At 57.7% G+C, this 18,622-nt stretch carries 15 protein-coding genes and 2 pseudogenes; 10 read left to right on the forward strand and 7 right to left on the reverse strand.

Annotated elements, in window-relative coordinates; translation table 11 throughout:
- Positions 1-8: 8 nt before the first annotated feature.
- Positions 9-1,793, reverse strand: coding sequence for a type I secretion system permease/ATPase (locus Q4F19_RS16915; RefSeq protein WP_303544986.1), 1,785 nt, complete (start codon positions 1,791-1,793; stop codon positions 9-11).
- Between the two features lie 333 nt (positions 1,794-2,126).
- On the opposite strand from Q4F19_RS16915, the gene Q4F19_RS21500 reads away from it, so the two are divergent.
- On the forward strand, positions 2,127-2,357 hold the full coding sequence (locus tag Q4F19_RS21500) for a hypothetical protein (RefSeq protein ID WP_431312417.1): 231 nt from the start codon (positions 2,127-2,129) through the stop codon (positions 2,355-2,357).
- A gap of 661 nt (positions 2,358-3,018) precedes the next feature.
- Here the strand turns inward: Q4F19_RS21500 and Q4F19_RS21505 are convergent.
- The 5 genes and pseudogenes from Q4F19_RS21505 to Q4F19_RS21510 all read right to left on the reverse strand — a co-directional run.
- Positions 3,019-3,150 (reverse strand): annotated as a pseudogene (locus Q4F19_RS21505) (PEPxxWA-CTERM sorting domain-containing protein); the annotation flags it as partial.
- A 1,057-nt stretch (positions 3,151-4,207) separates the two neighbouring features.
- Entirely contained in the window at positions 4,208-5,521 is a 1,314-nt protein-coding gene (locus tag Q4F19_RS16930; protein WP_303544991.1) for a UDP-glucose dehydrogenase family protein, read from the reverse strand.
- Positions 5,522-5,739: 218 nt separating this feature from the next.
- The gene (locus Q4F19_RS16935) at positions 5,740-6,888 is read right to left on the reverse strand and encodes a glycosyltransferase family 4 protein (RefSeq protein WP_303544993.1); all 1,149 of its coding nucleotides are present in this window, start codon (positions 6,886-6,888) and stop codon (positions 5,740-5,742) included.
- Positions 6,885-7,853, reverse strand: coding sequence for a glycosyltransferase family 2 protein (locus Q4F19_RS16940; RefSeq protein WP_303544995.1), 969 nt, complete (start codon positions 7,851-7,853; stop codon positions 6,885-6,887). Before Q4F19_RS16940 ends, Q4F19_RS16935 begins: the two co-directional genes overlap by 4 nt.
- Positions 7,854-7,892: 39 nt before the next feature.
- Positions 7,893-8,729 carry an outer membrane beta-barrel protein gene (locus tag Q4F19_RS21510; RefSeq protein WP_431312419.1) on the reverse strand — a complete coding sequence of 279 codons (837 nt, stop codon included), beginning with the start codon at positions 8,727-8,729 and terminating at the stop codon, positions 7,893-7,895.
- A gap of 819 nt (positions 8,730-9,548) precedes the next feature.
- Between Q4F19_RS21510 and Q4F19_RS16945 the strand changes: the two genes are divergently transcribed.
- From Q4F19_RS16945 to Q4F19_RS16985, 9 genes are all read left to right on the forward strand, one after another.
- Positions 9,549-10,079, forward strand: a complete 531-nt coding sequence (locus Q4F19_RS16945; protein WP_303544997.1) for a hypothetical protein — start codon at positions 9,549-9,551, stop codon at positions 10,077-10,079.
- Positions 10,080-10,158: 79 nt separating this feature from the next.
- Positions 10,159-11,064, forward strand: a complete 906-nt coding sequence (locus Q4F19_RS16950; protein WP_303545000.1) for a hypothetical protein — start codon at positions 10,159-10,161, stop codon at positions 11,062-11,064.
- The gene (locus Q4F19_RS16955) at positions 11,061-11,861 is read left to right on the forward strand and encodes a polysaccharide biosynthesis/export family protein (protein WP_303545002.1); all 801 of its coding nucleotides are present in this window, start codon (positions 11,061-11,063) and stop codon (positions 11,859-11,861) included. Before Q4F19_RS16950 ends, Q4F19_RS16955 begins: the two co-directional genes overlap by 4 nt.
- A gap of 13 nt (positions 11,862-11,874) precedes the next feature.
- A complete protein-coding gene (locus Q4F19_RS16960; protein ID WP_303545005.1) occupies positions 11,875-13,266 on the forward strand; it encodes a GNVR domain-containing protein in 1,392 nt (463 codons plus the stop codon).
- Entirely contained in the window at positions 13,263-14,117 is an 855-nt protein-coding gene (locus Q4F19_RS16965; RefSeq protein WP_303545008.1) for a P-loop NTPase family protein, read from the forward strand. The genes Q4F19_RS16960 and Q4F19_RS16965 overlap by 4 nt, the downstream gene beginning before the upstream one ends.
- Before the next feature lie 133 nt (positions 14,118-14,250).
- Positions 14,251-15,033 (forward strand): exosortase/archaeosortase family protein, encoded by a 783-nt coding sequence (locus Q4F19_RS16970; protein ID WP_303545010.1) that lies wholly within the window; start codon positions 14,251-14,253, stop codon positions 15,031-15,033.
- Positions 15,030-15,728 (forward strand): exosortase C-terminal domain/associated protein EpsI, encoded by a 699-nt coding sequence (locus tag Q4F19_RS16975; RefSeq protein WP_303545013.1) that lies wholly within the window; start codon positions 15,030-15,032, stop codon positions 15,726-15,728. The genes Q4F19_RS16970 and Q4F19_RS16975 overlap by 4 nt, the downstream gene beginning before the upstream one ends.
- Before the next feature lie 120 nt (positions 15,729-15,848).
- On the forward strand, positions 15,849-17,345 hold the full coding sequence (locus Q4F19_RS16980) for an oligosaccharide flippase family protein (RefSeq protein ID WP_303545016.1): 1,497 nt from the start codon (positions 15,849-15,851) through the stop codon (positions 17,343-17,345).
- Positions 17,346-17,788: 443 nt separating this feature from the next.
- Positions 17,789-18,502 carry a glycosyltransferase family 4 protein gene (locus tag Q4F19_RS16985; protein ID WP_303545019.1) on the forward strand — a complete coding sequence of 238 codons (714 nt, stop codon included), beginning with the start codon at positions 17,789-17,791 and terminating at the stop codon, positions 18,500-18,502.
- Here Q4F19_RS16985 and Q4F19_RS16990 read toward each other — a convergent pair.
- Positions 18,503-18,622: pseudogene (locus Q4F19_RS16990) on the reverse strand (transposase domain-containing protein); the annotation flags it as partial. It abuts the gene before it with no gap.

Here is an 18,622-nt window from a genome sequence, read left to right on the forward strand (position 1 = left end):
CATCCGTATCACTGGGCCGGGACGATGGGATGGGCGGGCGCGGCGCCCTGATCAACGGCGTCGGGGGCCTGATCAACGGCGTCGGGGGCCTGGCCCGCGGCGGCCGGCTTGGCCGAAAGGCGCGCGAGGACGGCGTTGCGCGCGCCGAACAGCTCCATCTTGCCGTCGCGCAGGAACATGAGCTTGTCGACCGAGGCGAGGATGCCAACGCGGTGCGCGACGATGATGATCGTGACCTTGTTGGCGCGCAATTCCTCGAGCGCGGCGGCGAGCTGCTTTTCGCCATCGGCATCGAGGCTCGCATTGGGCTCGTCGAGGATCAGCAACGGCGGCGCGCCGAACAAAGCACGCGCCAGCGTGATCCGCTGCGCCTGGCCGACCGAGAGGCCCACGCCGCCCCAGCCCAGCTCGGTCTCATAGGCATTGGGCAGGCGCAGGATGAAATCGTGCGCGCCGCAGAGCTTGGCCGCGCGAACCACCTCGGTATCGAGCACGCCCGGGGGCAGCAGCTCGGTCTGGAAGCGCGCGATATTCTCCTTGATCGTGCCGCGGAAGAGCATGGGCTCCTGCGGCACATAGCCGATCGCGCGGCCCAGTTGCTCCTCGGGCCAGTCCTCGAGCGCCGCGCCGTCGAGGCGAACGCTGCCCTGTGCGCCCGGCACGATACCGGCGATCGCCTTCACGAGCGTCGATTTGCCGGCCCCGCTCGGGCCGATGATGCCGAGCGATTCGCCGGCGGCGAGATCGAAGCGGATATTGTGCAGGATCGCGCGATCGCCGGCGGGCGAGGCGACCGCGAGATTCTCGACCGAGAGCGCGCCGACCGGATCGGGCAATTGCGTCGGCCGGCGGAGCGCGCCGCGCGTCGCAAACAGATCGGCGAGCGCGCGATAGGCGGCGCGCGCCTGGATGATGTTCTTCCACGCGCCGTTGACCAGCTCGATCGGCTGGAGCGCGCGGCTGACGAGCAAAGAGGCCGCGAACAGCGAGCCGAGCGAGATCTTGCCCTCGATCGCGAGCAGGGCGCCCAGGCCCAGCGCCAGCGACTGGAGCATCAGGCGCAGCGCCTTGATCGCCGAGGTATAGCCCGCGCTGCGGAAGGTCGCGTCGATCGTGAGCGCGGACGAGGCGCGCCGGTCGCGCAGATGGCGGCGGACCATCGCCTGGCGCATGCCGAGCGCGCCGACCACGCCCGAGGCGGCGAGCGTCGCGTCGATGCCGGTATAAGCGAGCTGCGCCGACTGGTTGGCATTCTTGATCGGCTCGGCCGTGCCGCGCTCGTTGAGCCAGGAGAGGCCCGACAGCAGGATCGCGCCGACGAGCGCCAGCGCGGCGATCGCGGGGTGGAGCAGGAAGCAGACGATGATGTAGAGCGGCGCCCACGGCAGATCGAACAGCGCGAGCACGCCGACGCCCGTCATCGTCTGGCGGAACGTATCGAATTCGCGGAGCACGATCGTGGTGCGCGCCCGGCCGGCGGCGGGGACACGGAGCAGCGCATCGAGGATCGGCCCGGCGAGATCGCGATCCAGCCGTGCGCTGGCGCGGACCAGCAGGCGCGTGCGGACCAGATCCAGCGCGGCGAGGGTCAGGACGGCGGTGGCGAGAATTGCGGTCAGCATCGCCAGCGTGGCCGCGCCGCGCGTCGGCACGACCCGGTCATAGACCTGCAGCATGTAGAGCGTCGGCGCGAGATAGAGCAGGTTGAGGAACGCGCTGAACAAAGCCGCATGGACGAAATGGCGGCGGCACGCCTGGATCGCCCGTCCGATAGGATCGGAAGGATCGCTCATGGAGGAAGATCCGAACGGCAATCTCAGCATGTAGCGCGTCCCACAGGAGCCGCCGACGCGAACATTCGCGTCACTTGCGGCCCAACCGATCACCGAGTCGAATAAAGCGACTTCAATAATAGCCGGTTAACTGTGTGGATTAACCAAGGTCGCATGTTCGCGACCATTGCGCTGACGGTTGGGCAATATCAGAGCGGTGAGCTTAACTGAACGTATACCATGCGGCTTTGATGTAGTCGGCATTCGTCGGTTATATGGCGGTCGCAGATGTTGCCGACGGCCTTCCAAGGGTCGTCGGTGCGCTTGGCCGCGATGCGTCTGAGATGTGTTCGTATGAGCCGGCAGTTTGTCGAGGATGACGACGTCGCCAGCTTCCAGCGCCGGCGCAAGTTCGGTTTCGACGAACTTTTCAAAGATGGCCTTCGTCATCGGCCGATCGATGATCCAGGGGGCAGTGAGGCCACCGTAGCGGAGCCCGGCGATGCCGGTCTGCGTCTTTTAATGTCCGAACGCTGCCCGAGCCTTCAAGCTTGCTCTGAGGTGCTCGGTCGCGCAGGCGTGTAATCTTCGTTGAGGTTGCAGTTTGGTCGATGAAGACGCAGCGTGCGTGACTGCTCGCGCATCCGCGATTGACGATCGAGCCGGCAGCGCTGCGCTGCGGTGCTGGGAGACGTCGTTAAACCCGGACTCCGACACCATCAGGGTTAATTATATCGCAATCTGCTCGATCAGTGCCGGGTATGGAAATGTAGGATGCGCCACGACCTTTGCCCCGCACTTAGGCTTCACGACAAGCTTCATCATGGTAATTTTTTGCTGCGCTCCGACTCATGGAGACCAGCTTCACCGTATGCGGCAGGAGCTTGCCTGCGTTAGGCGGACGCCATCGGTGAGCCGGTGCCGCTGATCCTGTCCTCGTCAAAAGTGAACTGGCTTCGCACGCGCCTCGCGCTCAGGCCAAATCGGCGCGCCGCATCGCGTAGAGGTTGACCCGACGACACATGGTCCCACGCTCGGAGATCGCGCTGGCCCTGCGAGCAATGAGGCCCATGACCCACCTCCCCCATAAGGTCATTTGCACCCGCTTACGAAGTGAATCCTCAACACGGTTCACATTCCATGCTCCATGCTCTAGTCGCTCAACTAGCAGAGAAAGCCGCAGATTGCTTAATTTCGTGTCCGTGCGGCCTGCATTGGTCCCGCGTCGGATGTCCTAAAACAAAAATTATCGCGCCCTGCCAATTGCCAACGCCGAGACACCTTGCGAGGTCGATCTACGACGACGCATCATGCTCCCGATTAACCCGAAGCCTCCGACCATCATAGCCCAAGTCGCCGGCTCCGGTACCGAAGCAATCGTCGAAACCTGACTTGAAAAATAGGGTCTTCCTGCTTGGTCACTATAACCGAATAGAATAGCCAGCGGTTCATTCGTCGAGATGGCTGCAATCAGCGCGCCAAACTTATTCGGGCCCGCCAAAACAAACCCGCCGTTTTGAGGCAGGTTTCCGACTGACAGCGTGTCCGAGCTCTTTGTGTATACGAACTTAAACATCGGTGAGAGCATAGGGCTCAAACTTGTCACTGTCAGTCCGACATCGGTTGCAGCTATATCGGCAGCATTGTCAAAGCTAACCGAGAAGTCAAAATTTACCGGGCCGATGGAGGAGGTGGCACCAGAAGCCAAGTCTTTAAGCTCAATTACTCTCGTAATAGGCGCGGCATTCGCCGAACCCGCCACCAAAAAAAAACCCAAGCCAAATGCAAGGCAGTGTCGCATTACAAAACTCTCCGGAACGCTACTAACCAAGGGCCACGAGACGTAACATCAAGCAGCCTCAAGACCTAACGTTTTGTTAGGGCCGATTCATTTTAATGGTTAATGCGCCACGCCGCGTGGGCAAATTTGAGCCAGTATCTGGCTGTGGCGAAGTGGACCATGCCGAGAAAGCTGCTTCGCTCGTCATTGTCGCAACGAATCAGAGCTTCCCATATTACTAATTTCGATGCCGTGGATGGTCGTGCCAGATAGCGGTCGAAGATTATAACCGGAGGCGGAAGGCGCGCCACGGCATGGCGCCGAACATAGCTGGGTCGTACACCCTTCGCTTCGCGGACAAGCGAGCGCCGTTAGAAGGGAAATCTTTGGGTGACACGCGGCCAAAAGGATCACCACAATGGATCCGCTGTTAACTCGTCCCATTGGCTCGACCACTGACGGTCAAGCGACAAAGTCGCGCCAGCGCCGCGAACCGCAGAGATCCACGCAAAGACCGATGGGTGCTCTCGCTCACCGATTGGCTTGGTAAGCGAGAGCCGGAATCTGACCACGTGGGGTGCCTCATGCGCCCGTTTCGCCGCTTTACGAACAAGGATCAGCGAAGCGAAAGTACTTCCGAAGGGTCTCTCCCTCGTTAGACCGGCCCTTTGCCTACCCCATGATACTCAAAGCCCGCACGCTCAGCCTCTTCGGGCGGGTAAATGTTGCGCAGGTCGACAAGGATTCGCTGCTTCATGAGCCCGGCCAATCGCGACAAATCGAGCGCACGGAACGCATCCCACTCGGTTACCAGCGCGACGGCGTCGGCACCCTGAGCCGCAGCGTACGGCCCCTCGACAAACTCAACGTTAGAAAGCATCTTTTTTGCTTGCTCCGCTCCTTCCGGATCATAAGCACGCACCAGAGCGCCTGCATCTTGCAACGTCTGGATGATAGCTATGGCCGGCGAGTCACGCATGTCGTCGGTGTTAGGCTTGAAAGTTAGGCCGAGCACGCCAACTGTCTTCCCGCGCGCATCGCCGCCCAGAGCCTTGATTATCTTGCGGCCCATAGCGCGCTTCCGAGCGTCATTCACCGAAACCACCGCTTCAACGATACGCAAGGGCGTCCCGTAATCGTCGGCTGTTTTCAGCAGCGCCAACGTGTCCTTAGGAAAGCAAGATCCACCGTATCCAGGACCGGCGTGTAAAAACTTCCCTCCAATTCGGTTGTCGAGCCCGATGCCGCGGGCAACCTGCTGGACGTCTGCTCCAGCTACCTCGCACAGATCAGCCATCTCGTTGATAAACGTGATCTTCGTCGCCAGGAATGCGTTAGCCGCATATTTGATAACCTCGGCTGTTCTACGGCCGGTAAACAGGATTGGGGAGGCCTGGTTGAGCGACAGAGGTCTGTATATACCTCGCAGTACCTCTCGTGCTCCCTCGTCATCGGTGCCGCAGACGATACGGTCGGGGCGCTTAAAGTCCTCGATTGCAGCGCCTTCGCGCAAGAATTCGGGATTGGATGCGACCCTGATACCCTTGGCAGGTGCCGCTTCGGTGACAATGCGCTCAACCTCGTCACCCGTCCCTACCGGCACAGTGGACTTCGTAACTATCACGATCGGTGTGTCCGCCGCTTGGGCAACTTCTCGGACCGCAGCGAAAACATAACTCAGATCTGCATGCCCGTCGCCGCGTCGCGAAGGCGTTCCGACGGCAATGAACACCGCGTCCGCACCCTTTACACCTGCTGCGAGGTCCGTCGTGAAAGAGAGCTGTCCGGCCTTAACGTTGCGAAGAACCAGATCGTCGAGGCCTGGCTCAAATATCGGCATGACGTTCCGGCCCAGAGCCTCTATTTTGGCTTCGTCCTTGTCAACGCAGACGACGGTGTGGCCGAAATCCGAGAAACAAGCTCCAGAAACAAGCCCCACATACCCGGTTCCGATCATCGTAATACGCACGTTAGCCCTCCGTCCAAATTCTGGCCGTCGCCGATAGGTGCTCAACCAGGAGACCACCACCAACGTCGTGTTCCGACATTTTCCTTAGAGCGAGCGATCGCCTTAGCCAAATTTTTTGTGCACTGCACCACTCAACGGCACGACATTCCTGTATTCCTGCATCGACAGCGCCGCTCGGCAAAATCTTTTTGCTTGGCGCTGTCGCCCGATCCGGACGATCAATCCGAGCTGGCCAACTCCGGAAAACTGAGTTCCGTGCACCGCCGCCAGCTGAACAATGATGTGCGGTCGAAAGCGCGCTGAGCCTCCTTCTGTCGCTTTGCCTCGTCAGTGGCGAGAAAGATGAGGGCCCGAACGATACCATTGTCGTCATCCGGCTCAAGCAGTAGGTCGCAGTCGGCACCAACCACCTCCGGGATGCCCCCCACTCGGGTCGTAACCGAAGGGCAGTGCTGGGCGCCTGCCTCTAGAAGAACGAGTCCGAAACCCTCAATCTTCGTAGGGTGAGGCTGCGCCAACAGAAGATGCGCTATAGATCGACGGTAAAGCAACTTTATATCACCGTCGCCTAAATGGCCTGCCATAATGAGCGGCAACTCCAACGAGGCAGCCGTGGCGACTACTTTCTGCGCATAATCGGATTGCTCAGTTCGCCCGACCGCCACATATGCAATCGGTAATCCGGTTGTTTTTTTTACCTCGGCGAGGGCGCGCACCGCGGCGAGCTGGCCTTTGCGATCCTCAATTCGGCCTACGGATACGAACAGCCGCGTGTCGATCGGAAGCGCGGAAAGCGCCGGGTTATCGAACGTCCCTTCACTGGGTTCGCCAAACCACTTTGCGTCTATTCCTAGATATGTGACGCGCGCTACGCTTGGCACGCCAAAGCTTTGCGTAAAAATGTTCAGCGTCGCCAGCGAATTAGCAAGGATGACCTCGGCCCGGTGATATGCTCGCCGCACAATGGCGCCACCGAACGATCGCCCAGCGAACTTACTTGCCTCGCTGCCATGAACCATCGCTCGGAAGGGACGACCGGTCAGGATCGAAAATGATGCAGCCAGCAACACAGTGCGAATATCGGCTGCAAGTATGATTGCATCACTAGGCTGGGTGGCAAGTAATCGAAACGTTGCTAGGGCTGCTCTCGGTGTGATCTTATGGTGACTAAATAGCCGGAACACCCCAGGTTCAGGGACCGTAGGCTTCGGGAGATCCGGATAGTTTGGGGCAACGACGATTGGAGCATATCCAATGTCGCGAAGCGCTGCTGCGACCTGTCCCGAATAGCTGGCAATACCGCCGGGGAAGGGGGGATACTCGCAGGTGAGGACCACGACGCTGCGGGAAGCTTTGTCCGTCGTCATTTGCTCTCGCCCATCGCCGAACGCCGTGCCGTCAGTGATTTTCGAAGCAATCTCTCTACCGGTCTCGAGAGAAACTTTGCGACAAAAAGCGATCCCCAGGCGCGCCCGTTCCAAACGTCTAGCTTCGTCGCGAGCCGAAGAAGCCGAAGCGCGCCCTCGCGATCCCTAGCGAGAAATCTCTGATTTCCTAGTTTGCGAGCCCGCTCCGCAAGACGTCGTGGAACGAGCGTAAGCATAGCTGGATCGCTGACCGCAAAGTTGAAGGCCACGCGAGCATGATGTGCCATCAAGTCTGTACGCCCACCAGTGATACTCGCTGAATGGTTGCGTTTGTAGAGCAAGGGGTTGTGCACCATTGCAAAACTACAGAGCTTCGACATGCGCAAAAAGAAGTCGGTGTCTTCAAAAACACGAATACTTGCGTCGAATTGGCCAACGGCTTCGAACAGATCACGGCGGACGATCACCGTTGAGGGAATGATCGGCGGATCGTTGAGAAAGTAGCGCCGAGTAAGGGCGCCAGCCGCCCCCCCTCTGCTTTCCGAAATATCCAAAACGCGTGCTTTACGGGCGGCATTGAGAGCACCATCAGGAAACGTGTAATACCCAGAGTAAACTAAGCCAACGGAGGGCGAGGTCTCGAGAACCGGGCATTGTTCCTCCAGTTTCGTCGGAGCCCAAATGTCGTCACCGTCGAGGAACGCGAGAAACTCGCCCGTGCAATAAACGGCTGCCGCATTGCGGTTACCGGGCAGACCGAGGCCGCCCGAGCCGTAGAGTATCAAAATGCGCGGATCTAGCTCCTCAATCTGCCGAAGCACGACGATCGTCGCTTCCGCGGAGCCATCGTCTGCGATAACGATCCGGTCGACGAGATCCTGGCGTGTTTGGTCGAGGATCGAACGAACCGCCTCCTCGATGTACGGCCCTTCATTGTAGCATGTCATGATGACAGAGCAGGCCATGGCAACCTCAATATGTTGGGAGATATGTCGGCTAACCCGTTAGCGTGTGATCGGTATCGACAGTGAAAGAGTCGCTGAGGTACCTCTGTATCGATATGATTGAAGATTAGATGCCCTCCACCGGTGCTCTAGAAGCAGCGACACAGATACCCGCTCCGCAACAGTGTGTGCGAGAGACGTGCTAGCAGTGGAAAGATCTTCGGTTCGGCTCTGCGTTAGTGGAGCGGCTGCCTGCAAATCGTACTGGAATGTTCGGTTGCGACGGTTAAACTGGAGCGCAGCGGTCCAGCCTTCGGCCGGCTGCGCGGATGCCGCTAAACCCCACGAAAATGTCTTAATTCCGTTCGAGTAAATGTCCTGGGTTCCCGAGAAAGAGCGCGCAGCTTGGATTGTAAGCGTTAAAAAAGGGCTTGGTGACCAGGCGATGCTTCCATCGCCGGTCAAGCCCCTCGCATTCCGTGCGATGCCAGACCGGTCCACGTGTTCCGAATACCCCACCCTGCCCTTCAAGCCCCAAACTGGGGCTGAGGCATATTCTAACCGCAACCCAAGCGACCTTTCGACAAAATCTGCCCGATAGAATATTTCGTCGCTATTCACGAGCACGGACCTATCTGCGAGGCCGTGTTGCGACACATATCGTAGATCTATCGCGACAATATTTGCGGCGCCCGGATCTGCCTCAGACGGGGCTTGCGATACGTATCCTATGCCGCCTTTGAAATCCACTTGGCGGCTATCTGCAGCGCTGGCCAATAACCCGGAATTTCGACTTACGGAGACTGTCGAGTCGAGCAACACACCAAGATCGCCAGCAACGGCGCCCTTAGCGGCGAAATGCGCGAGGCTTGCGGTTTGAATGTTTCGCGCCGCCACGCGAATATCTTCGAACGAACTAGCGCGCCGTGCTCGGGCAACATTGAGTCGCCCCTCTCCGCGACTGCTGGCGTAGACCAAATCGCCGGCTATATTATATTCAAATGCATTAAGCTGGCTATTGTACCGAAAGAGTGTTTTTTGTGCCGCTGCATTTACGGCGAACGTGAGCGGAGCAATGTTGATGGCATATTTTCCGGAGAGCGCTATAGCACTTGCGACATCGGAACCTCCGTTGGCCAGCAAATTCTGTGACGCCTTCGGAATCCGGAAAATATTGTCGTCATGGGTGGTAACGACGCTAACCCCAACCTGCGGAATCTCGGCTAAGGCGGAGTCCAAGGGGGCCAGTGCGCAGAGGCATGCGCAATAGACGGTCGTTGGGCCGAAAGCACCTACTCGCCTGTGCTGAATAAGCGGATGGCGGCCGATGCGCTCTTGCTGACGACGGCTTAAACTCTGGAGGCTCGCAGAGCAATCTCCAGGTCGGTCTTGTGGTAGTTCCGAATCCAGCGACAATCACACTCACCCCGATTGCTGCGCCGCAGCTGGTGCTACGGTCTTGCGCTGCGGTCAATGCCTTATGGTTTGAAAGGCCGATATCGCTTTATGCATTGCAGGAAGAGGCAGCCGCCACCGGAAAGGGCGGTGGCCCATATAGCCGGCCACCGGGGGCGCTGCATATTGGACTGATAACGCGATCCCGCCGCGCCCGCCGACGCCGACTGCCCCTACGGTTGCAGTTACCCAGAAGTTGACGAGGCGTGTAATGCGTTGTATCTCGTCAGCAACAGAAGCTGTGCGTAACAGGGGTAGCATATGTTCGGCAAACTTACCGTGTTTGTGGCGGCCGCATTCGCCGCTTCTGCGCCGGCCCACTCGCAAGCGTACTCTCTCGGCGCGCTTGGGAGTGGCGCTCCGGTGACCACCGTTGGCGTGCTGACGGGCGGAAATCCGTCGGACGTAGTTACTTTCAGCCTAGCTAGTTCGGGTGGAGTGAGCGCCTCCCTACAGAACTTTTTGGTCGCGATAGGTGGTGTCTCCTATAATCTGTCTAATGCGACAGCCACTTTTTATAAAGCATCAGATGCCGGGGCGGTTAATATCGGCACGTTGACGACGGCGGCGACGCAGAACTTTGCAAATCTCACGAGCGGCAGTTATTTTGCTGTCGTTACAGGCGTGCAAACGGGAAATTCTGGTGGAATTTACGGCTTGAGCTTGCTCGGCGCATCTAATGCCGCTCCCGCGCCTGGGCCTGCGGGCTTTTTGGTTTTTGGAGCAGGCTTGGCGGGCCTTGCAATGCGTAGGCGGCGTGCCGCGCGCTCCATTGCTAATGTGGCGGCCTGAGATCGGCGGTCGGATGGGGCGCTAGGCTTAGCTTGGCGGATATTGGACGCCAATGTTGGAACTGTGCTAATGCTGCTCGATGCTGGTTGCCGTGCGCTTGAGCGGTGTTCGTTTTCAGTTGGCTGGCGATGCTGACGTGAGGGTGTTACGCAAAGCTGGTGCGGGGAGCTCGATTCTTGCAGCAGCAGTCGCAGCAGCGCTGTCTGGATGCCAAAAAAATCCTGTTCCCGCGCAGACGATCGTCATGGGGGACCGTTTTGAAGTTACTGTCTCTGAGCTTGATCAGGTTCTGCGCGCTGCCCCTGGTGTTCGCAAAGAAGAAGTGGGCCCCGCTCGACGCGCGCTCTTACAAGCGCTAATTGGGCAGAAGCTACTCGCCCAGGCGGGCGAAGAAGAGAAGCTCGATCGGCGCCCGGATGTTGTTCAGCAGCTGGCAGCTGCGCGGCGCGCTATATTGGCAAGTTCGTATATACAACGCCTCGAAGGCGATCGGGCTAAACCTTCGCCTGTTGAGATCGAAGCCTTCTATAATCACCATCCGGCTTTGTTCAAAGAGCGAATGGAATTCGCAGTCCGCGAGTTCGCGTTCCCGCTCGCATCTGAGAATATCGGACGCTATTCAAAGTTACTAAATGACCGCGGGTTTGACGGGCTATCCGAGGAGCTCGGCGCAACGCACCCCGAAATTCAGGCGACGGACCGAACCTTAACAAGCAATGAGCTCCCTGTCGGATCAAGGGAGGGAGCGTTGAAGCTTAACGTGGGCAGTGACGTCATGTATCGTACGCTTGAGGCGCTACACTTAGGACGCATCATTGCGTTGCATCCTAATCCTGTGTCGCTCGGAGAGGCAAGGATGCCAATCTACAACCTAATTTTGGAAGAGAGAAGGGCTGCTCTGGCAACGGCCGCGGTTGAGGACCTCAAACGGAAGCGCAACGTGAAAGTCGTGAACCCCAGCTTGATGACGGGGAACAAAACTTGAAATTCCTCAATAGTATTTTCGCCGCAATCGCTATTGTGTGCGTCGCAGGTCAGCCTGCGCTCTCAGTCGACGTCGTGCCGACCGTACCGTCTGAATATAGGGTCGGCCCGGGAGACATTCTAAAGGTGACAGTGTATCGCGCACCGGATTACGATAGCGTTGTCCAAGTTGCCGAGGACGGCACCATACCGTTCAGTGTGATCGGAAATGTAAAAATTTCGGGCATGACCCCTTCGCGTGTTGCGGCCCTCCTAGAACAGGGACTCCGCGACGGAGGAATTTTCAAAAGCCCAGTCGTGAACGTGTTGGTCCAAGAGTATCACAGCAAAACCGTGTCCGTGCTAGGAAACGTGAGCAAACCGGGAGAGTATTCACTGGAGCGGGGGGGGCTTCGTCTCAGCGACCTGCTAGCGCGTGCTGGGGCCACGCTCGGTGAAGGAACTGGGAATGTGAGCATAACGCGGCCGGACGGCGCGACTGAGAATCTCGTTGCGAGCGATATCGTTTCCGGAAAGCACGACCGAGTCGCAGTGGCTGGCGAAACCATTTTAATCGGCGTTCCCCCGGTTTTCTACATCTCGGGTGAGGTGCAAAGATCTGGTTCTTATCCGATCGAGCCCGGGCTCACTGTAGGTCGAGCGATTGCTCTGGCCGGGGGGCTCACTCCTCGCGGATCGCGAAATAAAATAAAAATCACCCGGAGAAAATCCAATCAAGACGAGGCCTCTGTTAAAGCCAAGTCAAGCGACCCAATCGTGGCCAAGGATCTGGTCGTTGTTGGGTCGCGCATTTTTTAGATCGGAACGCTAAGTGACCCCCGCACATGCGTTAACTGTCCTTTTGGCGCGATGGAAGATGCTGGTTGGAGGTGTGGCGATCGGTATTTTCGTCGCGGCGATATACATATTTGTTACTCCGAAGATATATCAGTCAACCGCGAGCCTTGTTCTTAATGTGAGGGCGCCAGAGACCGTCGGAATTCAATCGGTCGCTGAGCAGCTTTCGCCCGATTATCTGATCACTCAGGAAGACATACTCAAGAGTAGCCGCGTTGCTCGCCGCGTGGCTGAGGCGACAGGGGTTGCAACGGAGGTATCGCTCGCGCGTCAATGGGGCTGGACTCCAGCGGATGGCGCCGTGGCCGATTACATGGCGAAGCAGCTTGGAAATTCGCTTTCAATTAGGTCCAGCGCGGTGAATTCGCGAGTTATCGAGCTTGGCTACTCGAGCCCAGATCGTGAATTCGCCGCACTTATGGCAAACGCGTTTGCCGAGGCATACGCTGACGTCATGGTCGATCTACAGACTGAACCGGCTCGTCGCACGGTTGACTCATACTCCCAGCAGCTAGCCTCACTTTCGCTGCAACTCGGTTCCGCGCAAAAGAAGCTTGCTGCCAGGCAGAAGGAGCTCGGAATCGTGTCGTCGACAGATTCTGACGCAGATACGGTTCGGCTTGATGCTCTAGCGTCGCAGCTCGCAATAGCCCAAGCGGAGGGGGCGGCAGTGGGTGGGCGATCAAAAGCCGGCGCCCTACCCGATGCAATGGCAAGCCCGGTCGTGCAGGGATTGCAGGGCGAGATCGCGAAGCTCGAGGGCCAGCGCCGGCAGTTATCTACCGTGGCGGGGCCTAATAACCCCGATTATCAGCAGATCACCAATCAGCTGTCGGAGCTCCGCTCACAGGTCGCGACCCAGCAAGGGTTGATACGCCAAAGCGTGGCCGCATCTTCACAGCAGACCGGTTCGGCGCTTTCTGATCTTAGTTCTTCGATAGCTCAACAGCGGCAACGGGTAATTGAGGCGCGCGCTGCTCGCGCGGAAGTAGCCGTGCTCGATCAAGACGTTAACAACATAAAAACGCTGTACGATCAAGTGGCTGCACGGCGAGCACAGTTGAAAGTCCTGGGAGATGTTGGGCAGACGAACGTTTCAATCCTGACTAGGGCTATGCCCAGCCGGCGACCGGTTTGGCCTAGAAAAGGTCGGATCCTCGTTTTTGGCATTGTGGGCGGCTTCGTGCTCGGCGTGGTTATTGCGATCGGGATTGAGCTCGCGGATAGGCGGCTGCGAGGAAGTAGTGAATTTGAACATTGGCTAGGGATACCTGATCTCGGCTCTATTCAAATGGGCGAACGCCGCCAGAGACGTCTCTCTGGCGGCGTGGCTGGACTAATCTCGTACGGGCGAAACCAGCGATGAATGATCCGCTTTCGCACGGACGCTTTGCCCGGTTGCGCATCGGAGAGATACTGATCGCCCAGGGAAAGCTAACGCCGGACCAAGCTTCCGAAGTTGCCAAGCGCGGCGTTGAGAGCAAAATGTTGTTTGGAGAAGCTGCCGTCTCGCTCGGGTTTGTGTCGGAGCGAGATATAAGCCAAGCGATAGACCTGCGGGAGACGCCCAGCGGGCCGCGGGCCAGACCTCATCGGGATCGCATCGCGATCCTTGACCGCCCACATTCGAGAATGGCGACAGATCTGAAGCGGTTGGCCAAGGCCTTGGCCGTCCGTTGGTTCGCCGATACTCCTCGTCAGCCTGCTTTGTCTGTAATTAGCGCGCAGCCCAGCGAAGGGCGCACCACCCTTGCGGTTAATCTAGCATGCATCTTTGCAATGGGCGGCGCGCGTACATTGCTCGTGGATGGTGATCTCGAGAACCCTCAACTTCATTCGTTCTTCGACCTCGGGCAAGCCGATGTTTCCGACCATGCCTCGGCTCATCAAGTCGCGCCAATCTATTATGCCGTCGATAGTATCGATCAGCTTGCTATTATGCCCGCTAATGAGCTGACAAAGCTGGGGGGAGGCGATCTTATGGCGCTACCACTGCATAGGATCATTGAACTAAACGCCGATCGGTTCGACACCATCTTCGTCGACACTTCGGCCGCAAGTCGCTCAAATGACTTCCTGCTTGCGGCGCAAGCTACTCGAGGAGCGCTGGTAGTTAGCCGAGGAGGCATTACCCGCACGCGGCCTACGATCAAAATGCTTGACGCTTGCGACGACGCCGGAATTAAAATCGTCGGCGGCACGATGATTGCGGACTAGTATTAGTGAGATTTGTGAAATTCAATCCACGTGAGATCGAGAAGCTAGTCTAATGATTAGTTCTGGAACAATGCGTTGTCACAAATTCTCCGAGCTTGGCCGTTTCGCGCCTTGGCTTATAGTTCTCGGCCTAATGTCTCTGTATGTTCCCGTCTTTATCGATTTTGGCGCTAGATTCTGGCTAAACGAAGAAGACAGTCACTCAGGCCTGTTATTAGTCGGTATTATCTGGGCGTATTATAGCGATCGTGCTGCATTTAACGCAACAGCGGAAGACCGAGATTTCTTTTTCGGAGCGCTCATAATCACTGTTGGGCTAATAGCGTACTTTATCGGCCGAGTGACGGAATTCTTTCAGCTTCAGGGTTTGTCTCTCCCCGTAGTAGTTTTTGGCCTGACGTTATCGAATGGCGGGTGGCAGAACGTCCGCCGGTTTTTGCTCATCAATGGCTTGCTTATCTTCACCGTGCCGCTGCTCGGCCCCTTGGGCGATGCCGTGTTGGTCCCTTTACGTCTGGCATTGACCGCTGCGGCCGCAGACTTGGTGCGGCATTTTGGGTATTTTGTGGGTACAAATGGCGTCATCGTGACGATTGGCTACGTCAACCTCAATATCGCGGGCGCGTGTATTGGACTGAGATCGATGGTTTCGCTGTTCGCGATAGGAATGCTCTTTATATATTATTTTCCGTTAGAGCGAAAGTCGCTCACGTTTGCCTTTATTGTACTGCTGCCGTTCATTGGCCTTCTGGCGAACTACCTGAGAATTGTTGCGTTAATACTGATTGCGGGAACTTTTGGCGCTACCGTGGAGTCGGGCATGCACGATATCGCTGCCTATCTTGAGGTTGGTGTGGCGGTTGGATTGTTCTTTGTCCTTGTAAATACACTCCAGCGGTACGCACAGGTTTCATGATCGCCCGCCGCAATTTAATCGCCGCACTGAGTTTTGCGGTCGCATCGGTCGCCGCCGCCGGCGGTAGCTCTGTGCTGACGTCTCGTCGCAGCTTTGTACCGCTTAGCCGCGGAAGCCTGCTCAATCATTTGCCCGGGAGTTTCGGCGCCTGGCGCAGGCGGCCGGCACGTGACGACATGATCGACCCCGTAGTTACCGATGAGGCATTTGCTGAAGCGATACGAATGTACGATGCGACAGCGTCTCAAGACTATGTCACATTGGCGGGCGACAGGATCATGCTGAGTGTCGTATTCATGAGGAAGATCGCGCAGGAGGCGAGGTTTCATCGGCCCGAATTCTGTTACTCTACGCAGGGCTTCCAAGTGGCGCGTCTCCCGTCTCTTCGGATGTCGCTCATGAGGCGGAGTGTGGGCCTCTCCCGTTTTATCGCTTCAATGGACAGCAGGCGGGAACTTGTCGTGTACTGGACTAGGGTAGCCGGCGATTTGCCGACGGGGTCCAACGAGCTGCGATTAGCGATCATGAAAAACAGTTGGTCTGAAACATTTCCGGACGGGGTGTTGGTGCGGGCGTCGCTGTTTGTAGAGCCGGGTGAAACTATCGTCGAGAGAACTGCCGTATTGATCGGGTTCCTTGAAGGGTTAATAAGACAAAGCGCCGGGCCGGTGAGGCGTTTCCTGGTCGCGGTGTAGCTTGGGGCCAAGTTGAGGTCCGTGCGCAAGGTAAGTTGCACGTTTGGACGGGGGCAACGAAAATTTGCATTTCGCACCTGCAGCACATAGGGTCCTATCCTTGAATACACGGGTGCCGAGATGACAGCGCTTCGCTCGGCCGAGTCCGAGGATCATTCTGTGCCCGGGCCGCGCCCTCAAAGCACTGCCGGCGGTCTCCTTTGGCTGATCGGCGGGCGCTTCACAAACTTGGCGATGTCGATCGTCTCAACAGCGATCCTGTCGCGTTTCCTCACGCCTGAGCAGTTCGGCCAGCTTGTACCGGTGCTCATTGTGATCTCACTGTCAGTGGCCGTGTTCGACGGAACGTTTGGCGTGGGCATCATCCGAAGCCAACAACTTGAGCTGGAAAACGTAAGAGTTGCGCTCGGTAACTGTCTTTTCGTAGCCACGATCTTGGTGGCAACGCTTTTGATCGGCTCGCCCCTGATTGAGCGCTTTTTCCATTTTCGTCAGCTTTCGGAGCTGATCGCTGCTGCGTCCCTCGTGGTTCTTCTCCGAGCGGTCTTTGCCATAGCATCTGCCGTCCTGCAGAGAGAGAGGCGCTACAAGGAGATCTCGCTCGCCTCGACGATGGCTGCCCCTTTCGGATCTCTGCTCGTAGCAGTCCCGCTCGCAATCGCCGGCTTCGGGGCGTGGTCTCTACTGATCGGAACAATCTCGCAGAGTCTGGTCGAAACGGCGATCGTCGCACATCGTGCTCGTCTTCCGTGGCGTTTTTCGATCACGCGGGCCGGGATTTCCGAGCTTGGAAGCATGGAAGGATACTTCGCACTAAATCAGTTGTTGAACTGGGCCGCGCTTTCGAGCGCGAACGTCGTCGCTGGACACTATCTTAGCCTAAGCCAGCTTGGTTTCTATTCGCGCAGCTGGCGCTTACTCGACATCGCCGTGGCAGCGACGAGCACGCCGTTACAGCGCGTGCTCGTCCCGATTTTTGCTGGCCTGCAGGCTAATACTGACGATGCGCGTATCAAATTTGAGCAGGCCTTAGCAATTGCTGTGCCCGCCTTCGCAGTCGCTGGCACTCTGGCCTGCATGCATGCAGAGGCCATGGTGAGGTTACTGCTTGGTGACCAATGGATAGCGACGATCCCGTTGGTACAGGTCCTTTTTTCCGCTCTCGTGGCAAGATGCGGTTACAAGATATCGGAAAGCGTCCTCGTGGGTTTCGGCCGTGCTAGGTCCGCCGCAATCCGTCAGTTCGCGTATTTCTTGATGTTGTCTGGCGGAGCGGTCATAGCTGTTCGTTGGCAGGCTTTGGGCATCGCGGTTAGTACGTCAGCAGCGGTTTGGCTTTTCTATCTCATATCAATTACGCAGGCCATGACACTGCTTGGAACACGATGGTCGACTGTGCTAATGATCCATTTGCGCGCCGCGATGCTCGTCACGAGTGCGGTTCTATTTCACTACACGGTCGCCAGTCTTGCTTCTGCCCCGGGCTACTGGCTTGGTGAGGTTATAATCGGGAGCGCCGACGCCGTTTTTATCATCGTGGTAACGCTATTGGCTCCGCCCTGGCTTGTAGGCGCGATGTTGCAGACGTTCGTGCGAAAAAGGGGGGCTATGCGGTGACGCTGCCTCGCGCCAGTGTTAGCCTTCCGACGATTGTGTACTGCTACGGGCAGCAGCTCCCAAATAAGGCTGCTAATTCGGCCGCGGTGATCGGGCTCTGTTCGGCATGGGCGGCTAGCGGCACGCGGGTCGTGCTTGTTTTCCCGCGGAGCGGTGAGGGCGATACCAATCAGCTCGCTAGCGTTTATGCCGCGCACTCGAGAGTTGAGTTTGTCCCGGTCGGTATTCCGCACGGCCCCCTCTATTACCCGGCGCTAGCGGCTGCTGCGATCAGCTCAGCTTCCAGCGGCGGGGTCGTTGTTACGCGCATGCCGCAAGTTGCTGTCTTATCGGCGATGGCGCGCAAAAAAACAGTACTGGAGCTACATCAGGGCGTGGCGACATATAGGAACTGGGCCATTTGGCGCCTACTACTTCACCTTGTGTCTACGAGATGTCTGCGCGTGATCGGAACCACACAGGGCATTGTCGATAACATCGATCCAATCATGCGAAAGATAGGGCGGCCGACAGTTATACCGAGCGCAGCGGCAGACTTCGGCGGCTTCATCGGTGCAACGCCGAAATATGACGTTGGTTTCATTGGCAGTTTCATGCCGGGCAAAGGATTGGAGTTTGTCGAGAAGTTGGCCATCGCTGCGCCGCAATTCAGCTTCGTTCTTTACGGGGACGCATCTAAAGATCTTGCGCTTAGCGAGCGTTTGCGTCGGCTAGGAAACGTTAGTTTGGCTGGTTACGTCAGCCCAAGTAAGATCGGGACGGCTCTCGCTAGCTTTAGGGTTGGACTTGCACCTTATGATCGCGCAGGTTTTGGCGAGCAAGGATCGGCATTCATTCGCGCCGACGCGCTCTCATCACTAAAAATCTTGGAGTATATGTCTGCGGGACGGGTGATCTTGGCCTCCCGCATTCCCGCGGTTGAGGCAATGCTAACAGATGGCGAGACCGCAATGCTGTGTGACCCGGACAATCCCGATAGCTGGACGGCCGGCTTAGACGCGTTAATCAAAAACAGTGAAGCGAGCGATGTGCTCGCTGCTGCCGCTCGAAGACGGTATCAGGAGCATTTCAGCTTCGAGAGTCGCGCCGAGCGCTTCAATACCGTGATACACGGTTTAATGGGTATCCATCCGCCGAAGGCCGCAGCCGAACTTTGATCAGGCGGCGATAGCGTCGGGCTGGTGGCGCCAGTCCAAGGCGGAAGATCTTCGAGGCGGCGGATCGGGTGGCTTGCGATGCGGGCGAGGACATCGGCGAGCCAGGCCTGGGGATCGACA

Origin of the sequence: Sphingomonas natans, assembly GCF_030546695.1 — a bacterium.
In the GTDB taxonomy this organism is placed as follows: domain Bacteria; phylum Pseudomonadota; class Alphaproteobacteria; order Sphingomonadales; family Sphingomonadaceae; genus Sphingomonas_I; species Sphingomonas_I natans.